General features: G+C 59.1%; 19 protein-coding genes. 9 read left to right on the top strand and 10 right to left on the bottom strand.

Going from position 1 to position 24,764, the window contains the following annotated elements:
- Positions 1-109 precede the first annotated feature (109 nt).
- A complete protein-coding gene (ilvA, locus tag FW764_RS23315; protein WP_446435925.1) occupies positions 110-1,132 on the bottom strand; it encodes a threonine ammonia-lyase, biosynthetic in 1,023 nt (340 codons plus the stop codon).
- Between the two features lie 273 nt (positions 1,133-1,405).
- Here ilvA and FW764_RS23320 point away from each other — a divergent pair, with 273 nt between their 5' ends.
- Together FW764_RS23320 and map are read left to right on the top strand one after the other, a co-directional pair.
- Positions 1,406-1,606: a ParD-like family protein gene (locus FW764_RS23320; protein ID WP_446435926.1), complete on the top strand. Its 201-nt coding sequence runs from the start codon at positions 1,406-1,408 to the stop codon at positions 1,604-1,606.
- The gene (gene map / locus FW764_RS23325) at positions 1,606-2,361 is read left to right on the top strand and encodes a type I methionyl aminopeptidase (protein WP_446435927.1); all 756 of its coding nucleotides are present in this window, start codon (positions 1,606-1,608) and stop codon (positions 2,359-2,361) included. Before FW764_RS23320 ends, map begins: the two co-directional genes overlap by 1 nt.
- A gap of 364 nt (positions 2,362-2,725) precedes the next feature.
- Here the strand turns inward: map and FW764_RS23330 are convergent, their stop codons facing one another.
- Positions 2,726-4,312: a RimK family protein gene (locus FW764_RS23330; RefSeq protein WP_446435928.1), complete on the bottom strand. Its 1,587-nt coding sequence runs from the start codon at positions 4,310-4,312 to the stop codon at positions 2,726-2,728.
- 94 nt (positions 4,313-4,406) lie between these two features.
- Here FW764_RS23330 and FW764_RS23335 point away from each other — a divergent pair, with 94 nt between their 5' ends.
- Complete coding sequence (locus FW764_RS23335; protein WP_446435929.1) at positions 4,407-5,501, top strand: peptidase C39 family protein; 1,095 nt, start codon at positions 4,407-4,409, stop codon at positions 5,499-5,501.
- 4 nt (positions 5,502-5,505) lie between these two features.
- Here the strand turns inward: FW764_RS23335 and sfnG are convergent, their stop codons facing one another.
- The 3 genes from sfnG to FW764_RS23350 form a co-directional block, all read right to left on the bottom strand.
- Positions 5,506-6,591, bottom strand: a complete 1,086-nt coding sequence (sfnG, locus tag FW764_RS23340) for a dimethylsulfone monooxygenase SfnG (RefSeq protein ID WP_446435930.1) — start codon at positions 6,589-6,591, stop codon at positions 5,506-5,508.
- Between the two features lie 275 nt (positions 6,592-6,866).
- Positions 6,867-7,652, bottom strand: coding sequence for a sulfite exporter TauE/SafE family protein (locus FW764_RS23345; RefSeq protein ID WP_446435931.1), 786 nt, complete (start codon positions 7,650-7,652; stop codon positions 6,867-6,869).
- A gap of 82 nt (positions 7,653-7,734) precedes the next feature.
- The gene (locus FW764_RS23350; RefSeq protein ID WP_446435932.1) at positions 7,735-8,514 is read right to left on the bottom strand and encodes a methyltransferase domain-containing protein; all 780 of its coding nucleotides are present in this window, start codon (positions 8,512-8,514) and stop codon (positions 7,735-7,737) included.
- 137 nt (positions 8,515-8,651) lie between these two features.
- On the opposite strand from FW764_RS23350, the gene FW764_RS23355 reads away from it, so the two are divergent.
- From FW764_RS23355 to FW764_RS23365, 3 genes are all read left to right on the top strand, one after another.
- Positions 8,652-9,173, top strand: a complete 522-nt coding sequence (locus tag FW764_RS23355) for a DUF3455 domain-containing protein (protein WP_446435933.1) — start codon at positions 8,652-8,654, stop codon at positions 9,171-9,173.
- 84 nt (positions 9,174-9,257) lie between these two features.
- Positions 9,258-9,788, top strand: coding sequence for a sigma-70 family RNA polymerase sigma factor (locus tag FW764_RS23360; RefSeq protein ID WP_446435934.1), 531 nt, complete (start codon positions 9,258-9,260; stop codon positions 9,786-9,788).
- Complete coding sequence (locus FW764_RS23365; protein WP_446435935.1) at positions 9,785-10,471, top strand: anti-sigma factor; 687 nt, start codon at positions 9,785-9,787, stop codon at positions 10,469-10,471. The genes FW764_RS23360 and FW764_RS23365 overlap by 4 nt, the downstream gene beginning before the upstream one ends.
- Here FW764_RS23365 and FW764_RS23370 read toward each other — a convergent pair whose 3' ends face one another.
- Both FW764_RS23370 and FW764_RS23375 read right to left on the bottom strand, forming a co-directional pair.
- Entirely contained in the window at positions 10,472-11,773 is a 1,302-nt protein-coding gene (locus FW764_RS23370; protein WP_446435936.1) for an ATP-binding protein, read from the bottom strand. It abuts the gene before it with no gap.
- A gap of 3 nt (positions 11,774-11,776) precedes the next feature.
- Entirely contained in the window at positions 11,777-12,478 is a 702-nt protein-coding gene (locus FW764_RS23375) for a response regulator (RefSeq protein ID WP_395607729.1), read from the bottom strand.
- 287 nt (positions 12,479-12,765) lie between these two features.
- Between FW764_RS23375 and FW764_RS23380 the strand changes: the two genes are divergently transcribed.
- From FW764_RS23380 to FW764_RS23390, 3 genes are read left to right on the top strand one after another with little or no spacing between them, the layout of a single operon-like run.
- A complete protein-coding gene (locus tag FW764_RS23380; protein ID WP_446435937.1) occupies positions 12,766-13,923 on the top strand; it encodes an efflux RND transporter periplasmic adaptor subunit in 1,158 nt (385 codons plus the stop codon).
- A gap of 15 nt (positions 13,924-13,938) precedes the next feature.
- The gene (locus FW764_RS23385; protein WP_446435938.1) at positions 13,939-17,028 is read left to right on the top strand and encodes a multidrug efflux RND transporter permease subunit; all 3,090 of its coding nucleotides are present in this window, start codon (positions 13,939-13,941) and stop codon (positions 17,026-17,028) included.
- Positions 17,029-17,080: 52 nt separating this feature from the next.
- Positions 17,081-17,722: a DUF1345 domain-containing protein gene (locus tag FW764_RS23390; RefSeq protein WP_446435939.1), complete on the top strand. Its 642-nt coding sequence runs from the start codon at positions 17,081-17,083 to the stop codon at positions 17,720-17,722.
- A 72-nt stretch (positions 17,723-17,794) separates the two neighbouring features.
- Here the strand turns inward: FW764_RS23390 and FW764_RS23395 are convergent, their stop codons facing one another.
- The 3 genes from FW764_RS23395 to FW764_RS23405 all read right to left on the bottom strand — a co-directional run bounded on the left by FW764_RS23395 (position 17,795) and on the right by FW764_RS23405 (position 24,496).
- Positions 17,795-20,065 (bottom strand): autotransporter outer membrane beta-barrel domain-containing protein, encoded by a 2,271-nt coding sequence (locus tag FW764_RS23395; RefSeq protein WP_446435940.1) that lies wholly within the window; start codon positions 20,063-20,065, stop codon positions 17,795-17,797.
- Between the two features lie 248 nt (positions 20,066-20,313).
- Positions 20,314-22,398 carry a hypothetical protein gene (locus FW764_RS23400; protein WP_446435941.1) on the bottom strand — a complete coding sequence of 695 codons (2,085 nt, stop codon included), beginning with the start codon at positions 22,396-22,398 and terminating at the stop codon, positions 20,314-20,316.
- 130 nt (positions 22,399-22,528) lie between these two features.
- The gene (locus tag FW764_RS23405; RefSeq protein WP_446435942.1) at positions 22,529-24,496 is read right to left on the bottom strand and encodes a hypothetical protein; all 1,968 of its coding nucleotides are present in this window, start codon (positions 24,494-24,496) and stop codon (positions 22,529-22,531) included.
- Between the last annotated feature and the right edge of the window lie 268 nt (positions 24,497-24,764).

Here is a 24,764-nt window from a genome sequence, read left to right on the forward strand (position 1 = left end):
ACAACCCACTCTCGTTGTAACCTTTTCTCATAAGCGACGCGCGCAGCTATATAAGTCTGCTCGCCCGGTGCACATCATCGGCGAATAGCATTGATTAAACGTTTATGCACTAAGTTGTACAGTGCGCGGCGACTCTTTCTGCAACATGTCGCAAACTATCAAAATTGATATTCGCCCCGGAATTCACCGCTACCAGGGTTTTTCCGCGCACACCGTTTTGCTCGACATACTGGCGAATGCCCGCGACGGCCAAGGCGCCTGAGGGTTCGGTGATGGAGCGCGTGTCGTCGTAGATGAGCTTGATGGCGCTGCACAACTGGTCGTTGCTGACGGTGATGACTTCATCCACCCAGTCGCGGCAGATTTCAAAACCATAGGCACCGATCTGCGCCACGGCGGTGCCATCGGCAAACCCATCGACACTGGGCAGCACCACGCGCTCGCCCGCACGCAGCGCTGCCAACAGGCAACTGGAGCCCTCGGGCTCGACACCAACGATGCGCACCTCTGGCCGCAGGTATTTGACGTACGCTGCGATCCCAGCGATCAAGCCACCGCCGCCCACCGGCACAAAGATCGCGTCCAGCGGGCCCTGTTGCTGACGCAGTATTTCCATCGCTACGGTGCCTTGGCCGGCGATCACATCCGGGTCATCGAAGGGCGATACAAAGGTGCAACCCGAAGCCTGGGCCAATTGCAACGCATGGGCCAGGGCGAACGCAAAGCTCTCCCCGTGCAACACCGCCTCGGCCCCCCGTGAACGCACGCCCAGCACCTTCAACTCCGGCGTGCTGCACGGCATGACGATCTGCGCCTTGATCCCCAACTCCCGCGCCGCCAGCGCCACACCTTGCGCATGGTTGCCCGCCGACGCCGTCACCACGCCGCACGCTTTTTGCTCGGCCGTGAGCTGCACCAGCTTGTTGTAGGCGCCGCGAATTTTGAACGAGAACGTGGGTTGCAGGTCTTCGCGTTTGAGCAATACCTGATTGCCCAGCAGCGCCGACAGCGCCGGTGCCACCTGCAAAGGCGTGCGCACCGCCAGGTCATAGACCGGGGCGGCCAGAATCTTTTTTACGTATTGCTCAAGCAGTCCTGGGGCGACGGTATCGCGTGTGGTGCAGGTGCTCATCGGTGTCTCCTGGCTTTTTGTAAAGGGCTCTGGAGACGGACAAACAAAACCCGCCTCTAGGGCGGGTTTGGGTGCAGCCGTGTGCTATCCCGCCAAGTGAGGAATGGCGGTAATAATGCTTGGCTGGCTGCGGAAGGCTTGAAAGGTCATGCCCTGAACTTAACCGGCGGTTACAGCGCAAGTCAATCACCGCCCGCCATTTAGCCGCTGGGGGTTTACGATTGATATACGAAACGTATACGCTTTATATATCAACCTGACACAGTGAACCTCATGGGTATCGTCAAAATCACCGACCAACTGCACGAACAGGTTCGCCTGGCCAGCGCCGCCATGGACCGCTCCATCAACGCCCAGGCCGAGTTCTGGATCAAGATCGGCCTGCTCGCCGAACTCAACCCGCACCTGCCCTACAACGAGCTGATCAACAAGCTGTTGCTGGACAAGCCCGACCTGATCCGGGGGCGCGGCTGATGATCAAGACTGCCGCACAATTGGCCGTGATGCGTGAGTCCGGGCGCCTGCTGGCGCAGGTGTTCACGATGCTCGACGGGTTGGTCGCCGCCAAGCGCTCCACCCTGGAGCTGGACGCCGCCGTCGAAGCCTTCATCCGCAACGACTTGAACGCTCGCCCGGCAAGCCTGGGGCAATACGACTACCCCTTTTGCATCAACACCTCGATCAACGAGGTGGTGTGCCATGGCATGCCCAACGCCAAGGACGTGCTCAAGGACGGCGATATCATCAACATTGACATCACCCTGGAAAAAGGCGGTTTTATCGCCGACTCCAGCAAGATGTACATGATCGGCAACGTGGCACCCAAAGCGCAGCGCCTGGTGGAAAAGACCTTCGAAGCTATGTGGGCCGGCATTCGCCAGGTCAAGCCCGGTGCGCGCCTGGGTGATATCGGCCATGCGATCCAGCGCCATGCGCAGGCTAACGGCTACAGCGTGGTGCGTGAATACTGCGGCCACGGCATCGGCCGTGAGATGCATGAAGAACCACAGATCCTGCACTTCGGCCGCCCCGGCACCGGGCTGGAACTGCGTGAGGGCATGGTGTTTACCATTGAGCCGATGCTGAACCAGGGCAGCGCCAAGGTGCGCAACTTGAAGGATGGCTGGACGGTGGTGACCAAGGACAACAGTCTGTCGGCGCAGTGGGAGCATACCGTGGCGGTGACAGCGGACGGGTTTGAGGTGCTGACCTTGCAGGTAACCGGTTGAGGATTCTTAGTGTAGAGGCTGGAGCTGGGGGCAGATCCATTTCTGAGGTAACGGCGGCCTGACAACCGACCTGATCTTGGGAGCTAAACTCGCCCCCACATTTGGATCTCATGACATCAGGTGGACAGGGTGGTGTCTGTGCTTCTGCCCTGCTTCTGCTTCTACCACTCAGGTCGGCGACTCGGCCGTCGCGCTCGGCTTTTGATCTGGGATCGCCCCGTTAACCACGCTGGCCGAACGCAGGCGAGGTGCCGAGTGGTGGGGCGAAGCCGGTCGGGGTTGTTGAACAGCATGATCAGCGCATCGTCGCCCTCCCACTGCGCAACGTTCCACCGGTTAACGCAACGCGCTGGATCATCGCCCGTCACCACACCTGGCCTTGGCGCTTCAACTCCAGGCGCCGCACAAACTCCTCCAGCACCAAGGCATACAGGTCGTCTTGCAGGTAGGCGTCTTCGATGCCGGCGTCCATATTGGGGTTGTCGTTGACCTCGATGACCACCACTTTGTCGCCGGACTGCTTGAGGTCGACCCCGTAGAGGCCATCACCGATCAGGTTGGCGGTCTTCACCGCCAGTTCCACCACCGCCTTGGGCGCTTCGTGGACCGCCAGGGTGCGGCATTCGCCGTTGATGTCCTGGCCGATGGCCTTGTGGTTGTAGATCTGCCAGTGGCCCTTGGACATGAAGTACTGGCAGGCAAAGATCGGCTTGCGGTTGAGTACGCCGATGCGCCAGTCGTACTCGGTGTAGAAGAATTCCTGGGCCAGCAACAGCACCGAGTGTTCGAACAACTCGGCGGTGGCTTTGAGTAACGCCTCCTGGCTTTCCACCTTGAGCACACCGCGCGAGAAGCAGCCGTCGGGGATCTTCAGTACCAGCGGGAAGCCCAGACGCTCGCCGACCCGCTCGAAATCTTGCGGTCGCTCCTTGTACAGGATTTCGGTGGCGGGCATGCCCAGTTGGTGGCTGTTGAGCAGGTCAGTGAGGTAGACCTTGTTGGTGCAGCGCAGGATCGACGCCGGGTCGTCCATCACCACCAGGCCTTCGCTTTCAGCCTTCTTGGCAAAGCGGTAGGTATGGTTGTCAACGCTGGTGGTCTCACGGATCAGCAAGGCGTCGTATTCGGCGAGGCGCGAATAATCCTTGCGCTCTATCAGTTCCACATCAATGCCCAAGCCCTTGCCGACCCGCACGAAGTTTTCCAGGGCGCGGGCGTTGGAGGGCGGCAGTTGCTCCTGGGGATCGTGCAAAATCGCCAGGTCGTAACGCGCCAATCGACGTGAGCGCGGCTGGCGCCAGATTTTGCGGCTGAAGTTGTCGAGGGCGTGGGCAAATTGGTCTTCCTGGTCGTCGCGCAACTTGTGCAATACGCCGGATTTAACCCCTTCGATGTGCCAGCCGTTGTTCTTGCGAAACTCAACTAACAGAATCGGGCACGGGAAGGTTTCAAATAACTGACGGGCCAACTCCTGCAACGGTTCTATATTGGTTCGGCCAAAGTAAAGCGTCAGGGTAAAGCCATCGGTATTGCTGTAGAGGTGGTGACTCAAGGCTTTATCGAGGGTTCTATCCAAGTCATCCAGCGACAAACCATACAACGACTTCTTGGTCAGTTCGCTAATGGTTCGCACCGACGGAATCACCTTGTGCCCGCGCGCCTCGGCCAGCAGCGAGCAGTAATAACCATGCCCCAGGTACTTGTAGCTACGGCACAGGTTGATCACCTGCACCCGCTTGCCCGTCTCACTCTCGCGGGTTTGCTCAAGGTATTCCTGGGCGCTGACGATGTCTTCGCTGGGAAAGTAGGAGGCCCAATCTTCCTTACGCTCGACAATGATCACGACTTGGCTGGAACCTTTGAGGGGAGGAGAAAAATACTCCCTGGAAGTTATTGTCGCCGCGACGGTTTGCTCGGATACTTCACGCCAATGACTGTGTACCGCCGACATAATATTTGATCCGCTTTAGAGAACTCGACCTTTTCTATTAAGCACGATCTTTTAGAGAAGTCCCGTTTCGTTACGCAACTTTTACGGCGGTCATATGGCTCTTTCCTTTCGCGTTGCAACCCCCGCTGATGTGCCCGAATTGGTGGCACTGGAACAGCACTGTTTCACTACCGACCGGCTCTCGCCGCGCAGCTTTCAGTGGATGATCAGCCGCGCCCATGGCCAGTTGGTGGTTGCCGAAAATGACGACGGTTTGCTCGGTTACGCCCTGGTGCTGTTCCATCGCGGTACGTCGCTGGCGCGCCTGTACTCCATCGCCATCGCCGAGCACGCACGCGGCATGGGCCTGGGCAAACAGTTGCTGGCGCGTATCGAAACCTGCGCGGTGGCCCATGATTGTGCCTACCTGCGCCTGGAAGTGCGCACCGACAACCCCGGCGCCCTTGCCCTGTATGAACGCAATGGTTACCGTCGCTTTGCGCTGATCAACGATTACTACGAAGACCACGCCCCGGCCCTGCGCCTGGAAAAGCGCATCGTCCAGCACCAGGACGTACGGCCGCACTGCGTGCCGTATTACCAGCAGACCACCGACTTCACCTGTGGCGCTGCGTGCCTGCTGATGGCCATGGGCGCGCTGGTGCCTGCGCGTGTGGCTGGCCGGCGCGAGGAGCTGCAAATCTGGCGTGAAGCGACCACCGTGTTCATGACAGCAGGCCACGGTGGCTGCAGCCCGCAGGGCTTGGCGCTGGCGGCCTGGCGCCGGGGTTTTCGCGTACGTATGCAAGTGAATGTGCGCGGGCCGCTATTTCTGGATGGCGTGCGCGACCCTCATAAAAAGGACGTCATGCGCCTGGTGCACGAGGCGTTTGAAGAAGAACTGGCCGGCAGCGACGTCGCACAGGTAGTCGGCAGCGCGCTGGATTTACCGCAGGTACTGCGCGATGGCGGGCAGCCGCTGGTGCTGATCAGCAGCTACCGGCTGACCCGTTCAAAGTCGCCGCACTGGGTGATGGTCACCGATTGCGACGACGATTTTGTCTACCTGCACGACCCGGATGTGGACCACAGCCAGCACCGCCAGCCCCTGGACTGCCAGCACTTGCCGGTCAGCCATGGGGAGTTCGAACGCATGTGCCGGTTTGGCCGCAACAAGCTGCGCGCGGCAGTCGTGCTCTTCGCTCGATAAAGGCTCAGGCCACCTGCTTGATCCTGGCCTTGGCTTCCAGCTCGCGCACCAGTGGCAATACGCGTTTGCCGAAATACTCGACTTCCTCCTGGAAGTGCAGGAAGCCGGCCAGCACCAAGTCCACGCCCACGGCCTTGAGCGCAACGATGCGCTCGGCGATCTGTTGCGGCGTGCCGATCAGGTTGGTCTTGAAGCCATCGTTGTACTGCACCAAGTCTTCAAAGCTGGACTTGGCCCAGTTGCCCTCGCCTTCCGGTGAGGCTTTGCCCGCTTGTTTGGCTGCGTCACCAAAGGCGTTCACGGCCTGCGGGTCGGCCTTGTCGATGATCTCGGCGAGTACCGCGCGGGCGTCTTCCTCAGTGTCGCGGGCAATCACAAAGGCGTTTACGCCAACGTTGACCGAATGGTTATTCGCCGCCGCCTTGGCGCGGATGTCATCGACCTGGGCCTTGATGCCTTCCGGCGTGTTGCCATTGGTGAAGTACCAGTCCGACACTCGCGCCGCCATGTCCCGCGCCGCACGCGAGCTACCGCCCTGGAACACTTCCGGCTGGCCCAGTGGCTTGGGCTTGAGGGTGTAATTGTTGAAGCGGTAGAAATCGCCTTTGAAGGTGAAATCGTCCTGCGTCCAGATGCCTTTCAGCGCGCGGATAAACTCCTCGGAACGCCGATAACGCTCATCGTGTTCCAGCCAGTGTTCGCCGATCGCGTGGAACTCGCCCTTGAACCAGCCACTGACAATATTCACCGCGATACGGCCGTTGGTGAGCTGGTCGATGGTTGCCAGTTGCTTGGCCGCCAATGCCGGTTGCCACGGGCCGGGCAGAATCGCCGCGATCACCTTGAGCGTGGTGGTCGCCGCCAGCAAGGCATGGCTGAACGCCACAGACTCATGTTGGTTTTCGGCGCCGTAACCTGCGGTGAAGCGGATTTGCGTCAGCCCATATTCAAAGCCGGCCGCTTCCGCCAATTGCGCCAGTTTGCGGTTGTAGTCGATGCCCCAATCGGTGCGTTGCTCAATCTTGCTCACCACCAGCCCACCGCTGACGTTGGGCACCCAATAGGCAAATTTCACAGCTTGCTGAATCATCTGGCAGTACCTCGCACACAGGAATGTACCCAGTGCTTGAGCAGCAAGCGTGCCAGCCCTCTGCAAACGCGCTGACCCTACGGGCTGCGGCGACAATCACCGCATGGGAGTGCGCAGCCGCTGGTGTCATCGATCATGCTGGTTTGTGGATGTGCTGTTGCTGGTGCAACAGTGGTGGGCAACACTTGCCCTGTAAATACCCGCTGAAGAGCCCGGCAGGGGGTGTGAGCCGCCGTTACCGAAGCAATGGATATGTACTCACTCCAAAAAGAAAATCAAAACGCCAACTTATACCCAATGCCCATCAACATCACCGCCAGACACGGCCGCAACACACCATCCGGCACCTTGCCGGTCATATGACTACCCAGATAAATCCCGGGCAACGACCCCATCAGCAAAAAACCCAACAGATGCCAGTCCATATTCCCCATGCTGGCATGCCCCAATCCCGCCACCAGCGTCAGCGGCACCGCGTGGGCAATCTCTGTCCCAACCAACCGCCGCGTAGCCAGAAACGGATACAGGATAAACAACGCCACCGTGCCCAGCGCACCCGCGCCGATAGACGTCAGCGCAACCATGGTCCCCAGCACCGCCCCGGTCACCACCGTCAGCGCGTTCAAGTTACGCGGGCTCATGTGATAGTCATCGCCCGCATGACGCTGGGCAAAGGCCAACAAACGTTTCTTGAACAGAATCGCCAGCGCCGTCAGCAGCAACACAAAACCCAGCGCCTGCTTGATCACCGCGTTCATCGCACTCGGATCAGTGTGCAGGCTGGCGAGGAACCACAGCGTCAGCAGCACCGCTGGTACGCTGCCCAGGGTCAGCCAGCCGGTGATGGTCCAGTCGATGTTCTTGTTCTTGCTGTGCACCAGCACACCACCGGACTTGGTGATGGCCGCATACAACAGGTCGGTGCCTACGGCGGTGGCCGGGTTGATGCCGAACCACAACAGGATCGGGGTCATCAACGAGCCCCCGCCAACACCGGTCATGCCGACGATAAAACCAACGATCAGGCCAGCGATTACAAACCCAACATTACCCACATCCATTCCAGCTACCCGCGGCCTTGAAAATTTCTGGCCGCAGGATAGCGATTTTTCTTATAACGACTTATATCAATATGATCTGACTTTATGCTTTTTGCCTCAGCCGATGACACACGTAGGCTTGAGTCTGATACGGGAACGCTACCGTGTCGCGTCCACGCAAGGCCGGATGGGTGTCGATCAGCGCCCGCAGTTGCGCGGTGACCGCGGCTTTTGCCGCCGCCGGCAGCACCGCGATAAAGCTCACCGAGAGGAAGCGGTCGATGATCACTTCCTGCGGACTGCCAACATGTTGATACGCAAAACAGGTCATTTCGGGTGCGGAAAAATACTCGCCAGTGAAGGCCTCGAGCCACCGGCCTGTGTGAAAGCGCGGCGTGTCGCCCTCGTAGGGCGTGATGATGTCGGTAATGGCAGCGACCCAATCCACCGACTCGTCGCGCACATTCCACACCAGCCCCAGGCGCCCGTCGGGTTTGAGTACACGGTGAATTTCGGCCAGCGCCGCTTCAGTGGAAAACCAATGGAAGGCTTGCGCACAGACAACCGCATCGGCGACGGCGGCGTCCAGAGGAATGGATTCGGCAGTGCCCTGGACCAGGCGCACATCCGGTAGAAGTTTACTAAGCTGCGCGCCCATCGCCTCCACCGGCTCGACCGCCACCAGGGTTGGCGCCAGAGCGCTGAGCAAGCGGGTGAATTTGCCGGTACCGGCGCCCAGATCGATGACCGTCGACTGCGCGTCGATATGCAGCGCTTCGGTCAGCCAGCCGGTGAGTTGTCGTGGATAGCCGGGCCGGCCTTGGGCGTAGGTGACGGCCTGGGTAGAGAAACCCTGTTGAGCAGACGTGTGAACACCGGTCATTGCCAATTTCTCCTCGGGTATAGCGGGGGCACAGTGTGCGCCCTCGCGTATTTATTTTCTAATCACTGCATCCAATCGTGCGCGGCCTGGGTAGTGCTTACAGTGACCCCGCTGTTTTACCCAATGGAGAAACACCAATGAACGCTAAAGCACTGTTCTGCCTGACCGCCCTGCTGGCCGCTGCGCCAGCGGTTTTCGCCCAGACCGGCCTGCCCGACAGCATCAAGGTGCCGGATGGGCACAAGGTTGCGCTGGAGACCACTGGCGTCGGCGAAATCACCTACGAGTGCAGAGACAAAGCCAACGCTGCCGGCCAAACCGAATGGACCTTTGTCGGCCCCAAAGCCGTGCTCAATGACCGTAGCGGCAAGGCTGTAGGCACCTACTTCGGCCCGCCAGCTACCTGGCAAGCCAACGACGGCTCGAAGGTCACCGGCACTCAGTTAGCGGTAGCACCTTCGAGTACGGGCAACCTGCCGTATCAATTGGTCAAGGCCAACCCCGCCGAAGGCAAGGGTGCAATGAGTGGCGTGAGTTATATCCAGCGGGTCGCGCTTAAAGGCGGTGTGGCGCCGAGCGCCGCGTGCACCACCGCCAACAAAGGCAAGCAGGAAGTGGTGAAGTACCAGGCCGACTACATCTTTTGGGCGGCCAACTGAGCCATTTCAGCTACGCTGCTGCAGTAGCGCCCCGGCCTCTGGGTCGGGGCATTGGTTTTGCTCTTACTGCGGAAAACAGTGTCCTTGCCCGAAACCACTTTTGATTACGAAGCCTGTTTGGGCGCCTGCGCCCGTGGCGATCAACGCGCGCTACGCCGGCTGTATGAGCACGACAGCAGCCGCCTGCTCGGCGTAGCCATGCGCATTGCCCGGGACAAAGCCCTGGCCGAAGATATTGTGCATGACGCCTTTATCAAGATCTGGCGCGGCGCCGGGAGCTTCGACCCCAGCCGTGGTTCGGCGCGAGGCTGGGTGTTCAGCGTGACCCGGCACCTGGCATTGAATGGGGTTCGTAACCTTCACCGTGAGGTGGCGTTGGACGAAGCACATGAATACGTTGCAGTCGCCGACAACAGCGTTGAATTCAGCGCGCGCTCAGGGCAGATTCAGCACTGCCTGGAGCAACTCGACCCGGCCCGTCGCCGTTGCGTGCTCCACGCCTATGTCGACGGCTATTCCCATAGCGAAATTGCACAGAAACTGGACACCCCATTGGGGACCGTCAAAGCCTGGATCAAACGTAGCCTCGCCGCGCTGCGGGAGTGCATGGCATGAGCAACCCACTGGACGAACTGGCCGGCGAGTATGTACTGGGCACCCTGCCCGCCGAACAACGCGCCGACGTTGAACAGCGCTTACCTCTGGATGCCGAGTTGCGCGCGGCGGTCGACGCTTGGGAGCAGCGCCTGTTGCCGCTGACGGCGTTGGCCGAACCGGTGCCGCCCTCCTCCCAGCTCTGGCGGCGCATCGCACGCACTGTCGCGCCCGCTGATACCGCCGCCGAAAATCGGCTGCCGTGGTGGAACCTGCTGGCACTCTGGCGTGGCCTGGCCGGTGCGGGGTTGGTCACCTCGTTGGTATTGGCGGCGCTACTGCTGACCCGCCCACCCACCGCCGAAGCGACCTTTGTGGTGGTGCTGGTAGCGCCACAAAGCCAGGCCCCCGGCTGGGTGATCCAAGCCAGCAATACTCAGCAGATGCAGCTGATTCCACTGGGCGTGATGCAAGTACCTGCCGACAAGGCCCTGCAATTCTGGACCAAGGCGGACGGCTGGCAAAGCCCCGTATCGCTGGGGTTGGTCAAGCCAGGCCAAACCCTGTCGGTGGCGCTGGACAAACTCCCGCCACTGGCGCCAAACCAACTGTTCGAACTGACCTTGGAAGACCCGCTAGGCTCGCCCACCGGCAAACCAACCGGGCCGATCCAGGCGATCGGCCGTGCCGTCAAGGTGCTCTGATCAGTCGAGGCTGGGCAACCACAGCCGAAACCGCGCCCCACCCAAGGGCGATGCCATGGCCGTCAAGCTGCCGCCTTGAGCTTCCATTGCGCGTCGGCTGATGGCCAATCCGAGGCCAAAGCCGCCGGTGGCGCGATCGCGGCTGCGGTCGAGACGATAAAAGGGTTCGAAAATGCGCTCACGCTGATCCACGGGAATGCCGATGCCATCGTCATCCACCCAGATCTCGCAGCCGTTGGCGCACACCTTAACGCCCACCTGGATGCGTTTATCGCAGTAGCGCATGGCATTACGCAGCAGGTTCTGCAACGCGCGGGCGGTAAGACGCGGGTCAAGGCTGAAGCGCTCCACGGCACAATCGAGCGCCACATCGATGACAATTTCGGGGTTTTCCAACTCGTCATCGACACTGCCCAGCACGCTGTCGATAAATTCGTCGAGCACCACGTCGACCCGCTCCGGCAGTTGCGCCGGGTTCTGCAGGCGGCTGTAGGAGAGCAATTCCAACACCAGCTCATCCAACTCGCGAATGTGCGCCACCAGGCTTTGCAGACGTTCGCGGCTAGCCTGCGGCAAGTCTTCGGACAACGCCAGCGCCAGGCCGAAATCCAGGCGCGTCAACGGCGTGCGCAGTTCATGGGAGACGGCGTTAAGCAGGTCACGCTGCTGATTAAGCAGACGCTCGACATCGTCGGCCATGGTGTCGAACACCGACGCCAAGCTGCCGATGTTGGAGCTGGCAGGAATACACGTACGCTCGGCCAGGTTGCCCTTACCCAGTTGCGCGGCAGTGTTTTTCAGGCGTTCCAGGTCACGCCAGTGCGGGCGCAGCCAGAACAACAAGCAGGCCAGCAGCGCAGCGCCGATCAGCACGTTCATCGACCAGTACAACAGGTTCATATCCAGCGGGTCGGGCGGGATGGTCAGTTTGACCGCGAACTGCTGGTTGATCGGCGAGCTGATTTCTTCCATCCAGCCCCACTCGCCCAGGCGAATCACCGGTTTTCCCTGCTCCAGCAACTGTTCTTCTGCTGGCGTGTAGCTGGCATCCTGGCGCAGCAGCAGTTGCACTTTGAGCGGCGCAAAGTCACGGCCCAACTGGTCGGTGACCTGTGACCAACGCTCGACCGGCGCCCGCAGGTACTGCTTGACGATGAGTTTTTGCAGACCGCGGGTTTGCTCGAAGTTGTAGTTCATGTAGCGGTGCTCGAACACCTGGATCACCAGCTTAGGGATCAGATAAATCGCAGCACTGTAGGTGACGATGGTGATCAGGTAGAGGCGTAGGAGGACACGAAACATGGATCAGCATTCCCACTCGGAACGGCTGAACAGATAGCCCTTGCCCCACACGGTCTTGATCTTGCGCGCCTCACCGGCGTGGTCGTCAAACTTGCGACGCAGCTTGGAGATAGCCACGTCCACGGAACGGTCGGTGCCGTTGAACTCGATACCGCGCAGGCGTTGCAGGATCTGGTCGCGACTGAGCACTTCACCGGCGTGCCGGGCCAACACCACCAGCAAGTTGTATTCACCGCTGGACAGTTCCACCGCCTGCTCGCGCCAGGTCACGGTGCGCTCCGACAGGTCGATGCACAGGTTGCCCATGACGATCTGGTCGTTGGCCACTTGAGGCTCGGACAGGCTGCTACGGCGCAGCAAAGTGCGGACACGGGCCAGTAGCACGCGCGGCTCGCACGGTTTGGTGACATAGTCGTCGGCGCCCATTTCCAGGCCCAGCACCTGATCGTGGCTGTCATCGCGGGCCGTGAGCATCAGGATCGGCAGGCCCGCCGAGTCGGCGCGCAGCAGCCGGCACACCTGCAAGCCATCAAGGCCCGGCAGCATCAGGTCGAGGATCACCAAATCCGGAGGATTGAGGCGCGCCCGTTCGCGTACGTGGTCGCCACGGCTGAGCACACTGACGTGGTAGCCATTGCGCTCCAGGTAGCTGGCAATCAGCTCGGAGAGTGCGGCGTCGTCTTCCACCAGGAGGATGTTGGGCATGGTGTTTCCAAATTATACTGTTGGCGGTCATACACAAAACCAATGTGGGAGGGGGCTTGCTCCCGATCGCGGTGGTTGAGTTGACTCATCTATTGGCTGATCCACCGCCACCGGGAGCAAGCCCCCGCCCACATTTGATCTTTGCTGTTTGCAGGATTGTGCAAGGATATACGCCCTCAGGCGACTATGGGCAGCACCTTACATTTCTTCACAGACGACCTACACAGCTTCACAGCACCACGGCGCAGGTGTCTTTAGGATGCGCCAGTCAATATTGGGATATGAGCATGTCGAAGAATCTGTTTGCGCCGTTTTGCCTGCTGGCCCTGACACTCGCCCTGAGCGCGTGCGGCCAGTCGGCGGACGAAGCGCCGGAAATGCCCCTGGCCAAAGTCCGCATCGAAACCCTTGAGGCCAAGCCGCTTTCCATCACCAGCGAGCTGAGCGGGCGTATCGCCGCGCCGCGCATTGCCGAAGTGCGTGCACGGGTCGCCGGCGTGGTGATGCAGCGCGTGTTCAAAGAAGGCCACGACGTGAAACAGGGCGACGTGTTGTTTCGCATCGACCCGGCTCCGTTCAAGGCCGACCTCGACAGCGCCCAGGCCAACCTGAGCAAGGCCCAAGCCAATGCATTCCAGGCGCGCCTGCAAGAACAGCGCTACAGCCAGTTGGTGGAAGGCAACGCCATCAGCGGCCAGGACTACGACAATGCCCGCGCCGCCGTGCGCCAGACTAACGCCGAAGTCGCCGCCAACAAGGCCGCCGTCGAGCGCGCCAAACTCAACCTGGGCTACGCCACCGTGACCGCACCGATTTCCGGGCGTATCGGCCGCGCGCTGGTCACCGAGGGCGCGCTGGTCGGCCAGAACGAGGCCACGCCGCTGGCAATCATCCAGCAACTGGACCCGATCCACGCCGACCTGACCCAGTCCACCCGCGAACTCAACGACCTGCGCCGCGCCTTCCGTGCCGGCAGCTTGAGGCAGGTTGGCCAAGACCAGGCCAAGGCCACGTTGATCGAGGATGACGGCAGCCTGTACCCGCTGCCAGGCAAATTGCTGTTTGCCGACATCAGCGTCGACCCCGGCACCGGGCAAATCATCCTGCGCAGCGAGTTCCCCAACCCGGACCTCGACCTGCTGCCCGGCAGCTTTGTACGGGTGCGCTTGGAACAAGCCGTGGACAAGCAAGGTATCAGCGTGCCGCAACGCGCCATCACCCGAGACAGCGCAGGTATCCCGATGGTGCTGCTGTTGGACGCCGAACAGACCGTCATCCAGCAACCCGTAGAGCTGGGCGCGGTGATCGAGGATCGCTGGATTGTCAGCAGCGGCCTCAAGCCCGGTGACCGCATCATCGTCGAAGGCCTGCAGCATGCGCGCCCCGGTGAAACCGTCGAAGTGGACGACAGCCCCGCCCCGAGTGCCCAGGCCTCTGTCCGCTAAGGAAAGGAATACCTAATGCCGCAGTTCTTTATTGACCGCCCGATCTTCGCCTGGGTGGTGGCCCTGTTTATCCTGCTGGCGGGCGCGATTGCCATCCCACAGTTGCCGGTGGCCCAGTACCCCAACGTCGCGCCGCCGAAGGTGGAAATCTACGCGGTGTACCCAGGCGCCTCGGCCCAGACCCTGGACGAAAGCGTGGTCAGTCTGATCGAGCAGGAGCTCAACGGCGCCGATCACCTGCTGTATTTCGAATCCCAGAGCAGCCTGGGTTCGGCCACCATCACTGCGACCTTTCAGCCGGGCACCGACCCGGAAATGGCCCAGGTCGATGTGCAAAACCGTCTGAAAGCGGTGGAGCCGCGCCTGCCACAAGCCGTGACTCAGCAAGGCTTGCAGGTCGAGAAAGTCTCCGCCGGTTTCCTGTTGCTGGTGACCCTGACGTCCAACGACGGCAAGCTTGACGACGTCGCGCTCAGCGATTACCTGGCGCGCAACGTGATGAACGAACTCAAGCGCCTCGACGGTGTGGGCAAAGCGCAGTTGTATGGCGCCGAACGCGCCATGCGCATTTGGATCGACCCGCAGAAACTGATCGGCTTCAACCTCACGCCGGCCGACGTCAACGCTGCTATCAGCGCGCAGAACGCCCAGGTCTCGGCGGGCAGCATTGGTGATTTGCCGGGCACCAAGACCCAGGAAATCACCGCCGCGATTCTGGTCAAAGGCCAGCTGTCGACACCCGCAGAATTCGCCGACATCGTGCTCAAGGCCAACCCCGATGGCTCCACCGTGCGTATCGGCGATGTGGCGCGGGTGGAAATCGGCAGTCAGGAATACCAGTTCTCCACGCGCCTGAACGGCAAGCCGTCGACCGCCATCAGTGTGCAGCTGTCGCCAGGGGCCAACGCGCTGAGCACCGCGACGCTGGTGCGGGCAAAGATGGATGAGTTGTCGCGCTACTTCCCGGCCAACGTGGAGTACAAAATTCCGTACGACACTTCGCCGTTCGTCAAAGTCTCGATCACCAAGGTGGTCTACACCTTGCTGGAAGCCATGGCGTTGGTGTTTGCGGTGATGTTCCTGTTCCTGCAGAACGTGCGCTACACGCTGATCCCGACGCTGGTGGTGCCAATCGCGCTGATGGGCACCTTTGCCACCATGCTGTTGCTGGGCTTCTCGATCAACGTGCTGACCATGTTCGGCATGGTGCTGGCCATTGGCATCCTGGTGGACGATGCGATCGTGGTGGTGGAAAACGTCGAACGCATTATGGTCACTGAAGGCCTGTCACCCAAGGACGCCACTCGCAAAGCCATGGGCCAGATCAGCGGCGCCATCGTGGGTATCACCTTGGTACTGGTGGCGGTGTTTCTACCGATGGCGTTCATGCCGGGTTCGGTGGGGGTGATTTACCAGCAGTTCTCGCTGTCGATGGCCACCTCGATCCTGTTCTCGGCGTTTCTCGCCCTGACCTTGACCCCGGCCCTGTGCGCGACCTTGCTCAAACCGATAGCCAAGGGCGAGCACCATGCCAAGGGCGGTTTCTTCGGCTGGTTCAATAAACGGTTTGAAAACCTTACCGACCGCTACGAAGGCTGGGTGGCCTATGCCCTCAAGCGCAGCGGGCGTTACCTGCTGATCTATCTGGTGTTGCTGGTGGGCCTGGGTTGGCTGTTCAGCCGTCTGCCCTCCTCGTTCCTGCCGGTGGAAGACCAGGGTTACACCATCACCGATATCCAGCTGCCACCGGGTGCGAGCAAGAACCGCACGGTGCAGGTGGCCGAGCAGATCGAGGCGCATAACGCCGGGGAGCCCGGGGTGGGCGATACCACCATGATCATGGGTTTCAGTTTCTCCGGCTCCGGGCAGAACGCAGCGCTGGCGTTTACCACGCTGAAGGATTGGTCCGAACGCAGCAGCAAAGATTCGGCCTCGGCGATTGCCGACCGCGCCAACGCCGCCTTCAGCGAGCTCAAGGATGCGATTGCCTACGCGATCCTTCCACCGCCGGTAGACGGCCTGGGCACCTCCAGCGGCTTCGAATTCCGCCTGCAGGACCGTGGCGGCGTCGGCCATGCCGCGTTGATGGCCGCGCGTACCGAACTGCTGGCCGCCGCCGAGAAGAGCCCGATCCTGGCCAACGTGCGTGAAAGCGCCCTGGCCGAAGCACCGCAAGTGCAGTTGGAAGTGGACCGCAAACAAGCCAACGCACTGGGCGTTTCCTTTGCGGACGTGGGCAATGTGTTGTCGTCGGCCATCGGCTCGGCGTACATCAATGACTTCCCCAACCAGGGCCGCATGCAGCGGGTGATGGTGCAGGCCGAAGGTGACCAGCGCAGCCAGGTCGCAGACCTGCTGAAGATCAACGTGCGCAACAACGCCGGGAAGATGGTGCCGTTGTCGGCGTTTGTCGAAGCCAAGTGGACCCAAGGCCCGGCGCAGTTGACCCGTTACAACGGCTACCCCGCCATCGCCATCAGCGGCGAAGCGGCGCCGGGGCACAGCACGGGCGAGGCCATGACAGAAATTCAGCGCCTGGTCAGCCAACTGCCCGCAGGGCTGGGCCAGGAATGGACCGGTTTGTCGCTGCAGGAACGCTTATCCGGCTCTCAGGCGCCGTTGCTGTTGAGCCTGTCGCTGCTGATCGTGTTCCTGTGCCTGGCGGCGCTGTATGAAAGCTGGTCGATCCCGACCTCGGTGTTGCTGGTGGTGCCGCTGGGCGTGCTCGGCGCGGTAGTCGCGGTGAGCTTGCGCGGCATGCCAAACGATGTGTTCTTCAAGGTCGGCTTGATCACGATCATCGGCTTGTCGGCGAAGAACGCGATCCTGATCATCGAGTTTGCCAAAGACCTGTATGAACAGGGCGAAGACTTGGTTGAGGCCACGTTGAAAGCCGCGCGGCTGCGCTTGCGGCCGATCATCATGACCTCGCTGGCCTTTATCCTCGGCGTGGTGCCATTGGCGATTGCCACCGGCGCCAGCTCGGCAAGCCAGCAGGCCATCGGCACTGGGGTGATCGGCGGGATGATCACCGCCACACTGGCGGTGGTGTTTGTGCCCGTGTTCTTTGTGGTCGTCATGAAGCTCGTACGCAAGCGTCCATAACCCGCCTGAAAATGCGCTATGGTGCTCACAACCTCTCTTGTTGTGAGCACCTATGGCCTTCCTCGCCCGCACCCACCCTCGCCTCTCCTGTGCCGCCGTTCTCGGCCTTGCCGTGGGCATCCTGGCGCCTGCCGATACGCTCATCAGCAAGATCCTCATCGGCTGGAACGCCGGAGTCTGGACCTACCTGCTGCTGATGCTATGGCTGGTGACTCGAGCCCACGCCGACGAGGTAAAACGCATCGCCGAAATTGAGGATGAAAACGCCGGGCTGGTGCTGTTCATGGTGTGCATCGCGGCGATTGCCAGCCTGGCGACCATCACGGTGAACCTGGTGGGCAGCAAGGACTTGGACAGCACAGAACGCCTGCTGCATTACGGTTTTACCGGCATGACGGTGATTGGCTCATGGTTGCTGACCGGGGTGATTTTCAGCGTGCACTACGCGCGGCTTTTTTACACCTGGGACGGCGAAGAACCCGCGCTGCGCTTTGCCGAAGGTTTGCGCAACCCCAACTACTGGGACTTCCTGTATTTCTCGTTCACCATCGGCGTGGCGGTGCAAACCGCCGATGTGGGCGTGGCCACGCGCAGCCTGCGCAAAGTGGTCCTGGGCCAGTCGCTGATCGGCTTTGTGTTCAATACAGCGATTCTGGGTTTCTCGATCAATATTGCGGCAGGGTTGTTCAGTTAGGTCGAGGGTGCTGATCTGATGCGCACAAAAAAGGGGAAGCCGAAGCTTCCCCTGTTCAACTGCGTGAACCCTTTAAAAGGCCCACTGCACACCCACCGTCGCACCCCAAGGCTGATCGTAAGCCTTGCCTTTCATGTGCGTGGCTTCAGCATGCACACTCAGGCTTGGCGACAACGAAACAGCCATGCCGCCGGCGACTTCTACACTGCCGCCAGACAGGTTGTTTTTAAATTGCTGATCGTTGATGTAAACCTTGTTGTCCGGGCTGAAATCACGCGCCACCGCAGTACGCAGGTACGGCTGCAGAATACCGCCGCTTTCGAGCTGGATATTTTTACCGGCGGTGATACCCACCTTGCCGATCGCTGAAGTGGCACGATCGCTCTTGGCCTTCAGGCCGTTGTCCATCGTGTAGTTGGAGCCGCCAATCGCGGCGACGGCCAACTGAGCGAAGGGTTCAAGGTACAAACCGTCATCATCGAGCTTGATGTTCTTACCGATTTCTACCGACCCACTCACCGCATCTTGCGTATATTTGCCTTTGGCGCGCTGACCATCGCTCATATTGACCTGGCTTTGGCCGTTCAGGCGGTTAACCTTGGCCGTCAGGTCGACATACACACCGCTCTCCTCATCACGCAAAATGCCATACACACCGGCATAGTAACTGTTGACCATACCGCTACTGCCACGGCTCAGGCCCAGGGTGGAGTTGCTGTAACCGCCCATCACACCCAATGTCCACAGCTCATCGACCGCCCAGTCTGCACCGAGGGTCAGACCCGCCTGATTCTGCGAATAGCCAACGCCGTTGCTGTTGGCCGCCACGTCAACCTTGTTACCGTAGCCGCGCATCCACAGGCCTTGGCTCTTGCCTTCGCCAAAGCGTACTTCACCCATACGGGTACGCAAGATGCTCGATTCGCCAAGCAATACGCCCGGTGCCGCGTTGGCCAGTGCCAGCACTGCCTTGGCGCTGGTACTGGTGCCCTTTTTCTCGGTGTCCAGGTACCAGTCGGTGCCTTCCTGCTTAAGCCCATATTCGAAAGCGCCGACGTCGACGGTATCGCCCACCAGCCCAAACTTGGCGCCGCCGCTTTGGGTATGCACCACCTTGATGGCTTCGCCGGTGGCCAACTCCGAACCACTGGCGCCGATCAACAGTTGGTGATTACCTTCGGCGTTGCCATTGACGTTCAACAGGTCGGTCTCGCCGGTGTTGAAGTTGGTGTGCATTTTAAACGTGCCGTTGCCGGCCAGGCTGTTGGTGTTGAGTTGAAAGTACTGGGTTGGGGTACCAAAGACCACGTTGCCCCCACTCATTTTCAATGTATTGACCTGGCTGTCACCCACCAGAACCCACTGGGCATTGCCGTTGACGTCAAGTTGCTGGACATTGCGCAACTGGCCGGTCAGCGAGGCATTGTTGTTGAGTTGCACGGTGCCGGTGCTGCCCGCGCCAATGACCACGTCGCCGATCAAACGGCTGTTGTCGACGTTCATGTTGGCTATGGATTTATTGTCTACTTGAAGCAGTACGCCGTTACCGCTCAACAAGTTCGAACCGTTAAGTACTTGAATATCAGCTTGGGTGTTAGTGCCGACCACCGGGTTTACCAATATTGCAGAACCGGTTCGCCCTTGGACGACGGAATTGTCCAGAATTAAAGAATTGGTGCGCGTCAGTTCGCCGTCCGTGCGCATATTCACGCCGTTGACGCCGCCACTGATACGGCTATTATTCCTTGCCGCACCGTCGGCATTCAGCAGCACCAAACCGACACCCGTCGCAGCCGTGGCTTGGACCTGGGCATTGTCCAGATTCACCGTGCTGTAGCCAGAGGCCGAAATGCCACGGCCTGAACCCGTCACACTGCTGTCTTTTACGGTGATGGATGAACCATCCGTGCCGCCCGACGTTCGGTTGACACTCACCCCCCAGCCAGTCGCACTGGTGACCTTGCTGTTATTCGTGATTAGTGCACTGCTGTTGGACCTGAGATGAATCGCTTGGTTGGACGTGCTATTCCCCGTCACCTGTGAGTTATTAACCTCTATTGTCGACCCTTGTACTGCAAAGATATCTAACGTTTTGCTGCCCGGCATTAGCGTCAAACCAGCAGCATAGACTTGAATCTTATTGGTCGTCGCACCGTACACCGTCAGGCTCGCCCCTGGCGTAATTTCATAATCAATAGGCGCCGTCCCGGGCGTTACCGCCGTATTAGGTTGGTTCACGGGTATCGCTTGAGCATAGGGCGCAGCCAGAAACAATAACGTGAACGCCGGGGCCGCAAGCGCGAGGCTCAGGGGTGTAGGTTTGAAGTTGAAAACTGCGGACATATAATGGACCTCTAGTTCCTGTACAAAACGACAGGGCGGGCTTTAAATCTCGCGGGACCCGGCCTATCAAACCGGCGCCATAATTGACTAGCAGCCCGCTAAAATATGTAGGACTTATCCCGATATCACAGGCAAAAACAAACATGCGATGTAAGAGACTGCACCTCATGGACCGTAAAAAAAACAACGCATACAGGCATACCAAAGAGAGTTTCACCCCTCTTTGGTAATGACCCTAGCGCTCTAAATCAATTAGGTACGAGCCCACCGCCACAATAAAATTGTGCAGGGGCCGTGCCGGGACGGAAGCCTCGAACACGATAGTTTCCAACAAGCGAAGGCACTGTCTGCCCCTGATACTGGGTACTCGTAGTAACCGTTGCTGAACCTTGGGTCAAAAGCGACCGGTTGGCGTTGATCGGGATAAACAACACTGGCGCACTTACATCAAAATCAACTACCCAGCCACTTTGCGCAGCCGCTGCATCGGGCACGGTAAAAGGCCGAGATACGTCGACCACGACAGGTGCTGTCTGGGTATTGTTTTGGAACCCTTGGAACCTCACATCAATAACTTGCCCTGCCTGCAAGTACTCTGAGCCTGGGATACGTATTTTAAGTCGGCCATTGTCAGGCGGAACCAGGGTACTGCAGTTGATGATACCGTTATTATTAAGAACAACTGGCGCGTCCATTCGCAGGATCACAGAGTCCACTGTAACCAATGTAGAGCTCGACACACTGGGGTTTGCGCTGCCCGTGGAAGAGATGCTGTAGAACGCATGCTGAGCAGGACCGCCCACCGCTTTGATATCACTAAAGGCAATCTCGAAATCGACAAACCCACTCGCGGGAATGGCCGTTACGGGCTTCGTTAGCTGGTGGCCACCATAATTAAGGGTCACTACAAAAGGCAGTGTGTCGGCGGGCAATGCGGCCGTGGTCCATAATGGAATTCGGGCTCTAGCCGGCCGATTTACGTCAGCAGCCTCCAAGTGGTTGTCAGGTCCGAATAGGTTCCCGGGACGTATTGCCTGGACCACCACCAGTGGCAGGTTGGGATTCAGGTTCCCTGGGCCGACGATCAGCGGCCCTACAGGCCCCACAACAGACAGGTCCAGATCGAATGGCGTCTCCAGCACCGTAGGGGGCGCCGGATAGGTGGCTGTTCCACGACTTACGACGTAAGAGGCCACCACTCGCACCCGGTTCTTGCCCGCAGCAAGAGGTCCGTACAGTGTAGCCATCTCAGCTGGAGAGAACTGAGCCAGTAGTGAGGGCGCATTAGCAGTACCAACCGGCACAGTCACCCGAACAGTACCAAAGGGCGACGTCAGCGCAACGATTACTTCATCTGTCGGCAGACCATTCTGGAAGCGGGGAACTCTCACTCGCGCACCGTTCTCCACCGCTACATCGTTACGATCAAGCAGACCATCAAGAGGGACTGCCGAATCGACCGTTGGCGAGGAGAAATCGCTTGGCAGTGGAGCCTGCGCCAAGTCGTCCAGGCTCAGGCTGTACGACAGTTCGGATGGATTGCCGCAAGCGTCAAATACTCTGTAGCGAAGATCGTAGTTGTTCTTGTGTTCAGCCGCGATAACGCTCTCCGGCAGTGGAAAAGCCAGAGGTCGAGCTGGGTCTATCAGAAACTTTGTATCCGGGCTAGGGGGCGCATACGCGTAGGGCTTATCCGAAGAGCCAAAATACATTAGTAGATAATCACCTTCCTGGCATCCTTCTAACGCACTATAACGAATCGGAAACATCGCCGTCCGGTTTGGCTGGGCCTGAACATAGGCAAGATTCAGAGGCCCTGTTAAGCCCACAGGCAGCATCGGTTCAGGCGGATTAACACGGGGACGGTCGTAGGGCGACGTTTCATCGATAATCAGCAAATGCGCGACTGATGTGTTCGAGTTATTCGAGTCTATGACATCCACATGGTAAGTGATCAAATACACCCCAGGGGAACGATAGGCTTGTGGTATTGGCACCGGTACAGGATCGGGCGGATTAGAGACTTCATGCTGAAAACTAACGCCCTTTGTCTCGAAATATGTAATCTCTTGCTGTTCGTCCATGCCGCTCAGATCAATATACCGGGCGATCTGAATCGTCACTATATCCGGATGGTCCGGATCAGTACTTGCGGAGCTCCACAGTGGAATAAGCAAATTGGTGGTCTGCGCCTTTGCACCCGAACGCGTCAGCAAGCCCGGGTAACCAGGAACCTGGTCTTCAAACAAAGCAGGTTCAAATCGCGTTGTCTTATAGAAGTAAGGATCTTTGGGTGTAAAGCTATTGATGATTTCTCTGTTTGTACGTTCCATTATCTTGCTCCGAACAGTTAGACTACTGAGGCCCACGATACACTTCGCCTCCTGAATAAACGTTGTTTATCAATAGCGAGGCGTTACAACAAACCATTAAAAATTCACACGCGAATGAACATTCGGTCACTCATCCAGAGACGAGGCCATTCGGACTGCAATACAGACTTGAACCGTAGGTCAAGTCAACTCTGACCTTCCCCGGGAGTGACTCAGTTACTAACTCATCGTCACGCCATACTTGATAAGTAGCAGTGGCCGAGCATAACCTGCGCAACGGCAGCAAAACTTTATCAAATGAATCGAAAACAATAACTGCCCCCGCGACTGTGTTCGCCTGCTCCCACCGTAGTGACCGGCTCACAACAACATTGGTGTTGACGGTACTCCAGTTATTTTCATTGAAGCCTTGCCACGTACACTTTACGGTGTCGCCCTCACGGATATTGCTATTTGCCGGTATTTTCCAACGCACGCCATTCCCCAGCATTGACCAGGGCACGCCGTTAACCAGGTCGGTTTTCGAATTACAGTTCAAGTAACCATTGTACAGAGTGTGCTGAATCACCGGCGCAGGCAGCGGGATAAACCGGGTGCTCACATTAGTCGTTGGGGACCGTTGCTCGTTAAAGCCATTGGTCGTGGTGTAATGCACGGAATAAGAAGTGACAGAAGTGCTATTCACCACGGACCACGGCACATCGGGAAAATACACCCTGCTGCCTGCGGTATCACCGGCTTGCACTAAGTAGGTACTCACCGGGCCCACGCCATCCCAGAACAGGTTCAACGACTCCCCCACCTTCGGCGTATCGAACAGACGCACGCGCACTCGTACGGGATAGCCTCGGTCCGTATCACCCAAGGTATCGGTGGCCGTGCGACCGACAATTTCCACCGGCGCCAACGTCGGGTTCAACAAGGCCGGCGCATTGGGGTGATCCTGCCCGGCAATCGTCAGGTTGACGTTGACTGGAAGGGACAGCGAGGGCGTTGGCGTCGGGTTGAGACCGTAGATTTCGTAACGGACCTGTACGGTCTGTGCCTGCAAAACTGCAGCCGGCCCCCTGAGAACAGTCCACGGGATATCCACGTCGAAGGGCAACTGGCTGACCACTCGGCGGGTAGTCGGGCGATCATCCCAGTACACGATCACTTCATGCCGGGCGGCGACTGAGCCTCCTGGGTAACCGTCTATGCGTACAAACACTCCCCCGCCTTCATTGACACGCGCGTCATCGCGCTTGATCAACTGATCGTTGTAGATTGGCGGACGAATGCTCGGAGCCGGCAGGCCCAGGCCCAGCACGAAGGGCAGGCCCGCACTCATATTGCTGTAATTGCCAGTCTCGTCATAAACCCGATAGGACACGAACGCAGGACCAGCATTCAGGCCGCGAAACGCATCGGAGTTCAATGATGCCGTCCATGGGGTGGTGCTGAAATTCACCAACGAGCCCCCATCCGCTGGCTTCAGCGGAGGCTCGGGCGTATTGGACAAAAAGAACTCAACCCGGTCATTTGGTGCCCTGACGTTGTAGACCGGAATGTAAAAAGCCGTGGGTTGATGATTAGTCAAATATTGCGCGTCGATCGCCGGCATAGGCGGCACGACAAATTGGGCCTTGTCCGTCGGTGCGATCAGTGTTGGCGCTTCCAGGTCAATGGTGATCGTGACCCTTGAAGTGTTGTGAGTCAGCCCCGTTTCGCCACTAAGCACGGTGTAGTAAAGCTGTACGACGCGGGACCTGCTGCGCAAATGAATCAGCGGGATTTCGATCACGTGAAAATCGGGAATTGCCGGCGGCGGCGCCAGGACCTTTTTCTCAACGAGAAGCCTGTCGCCATCGTCACTGGACCAACGAAGTTGGAGAATATGAACCGGATCTCCCGGATCACCCCCTTGAGCCGGCCTCGGATCTGGCCCCCAGGCGGGAACAAGCACTTTCAACGGCGTAAGTAACAGCGCAAGCGGCACGACCCCCCTGCCATCGGTGGTATTCACACCTGGGATCGTGACAGGTTCTAACCCGGTCTCGGCGGGAGAGGCCTTCATTAACAAGCGCGAACGAGTAACGAGTTTTTGCTTAGTTATCATGTTCCGGCCTCAGGATGAGTTTCACCACGGCGAATCAGGAGAGCAGTGTCTGCCTGTTTGCTATGGAAAAATTAAACGCCTAAAGCCGATGGCTGGATACTGTCATAACTAACAGGTAAGCCTGTCCGTTCGTCGCTTTTTCTAGATTTAGCGCACTTCCCTATTTCTAAATACTGCTTGACGAAAGGCGCTGACTGGCATTTTATGAAACCGGTTTCAGCAGCGTACCCAGTTGCAGAGACCGCAAATTCCAATAAGAAAGGCCCGC

The sequence above is a fragment of the Pseudomonas sp. 1152_12 genome (assembly GCF_052850675.1).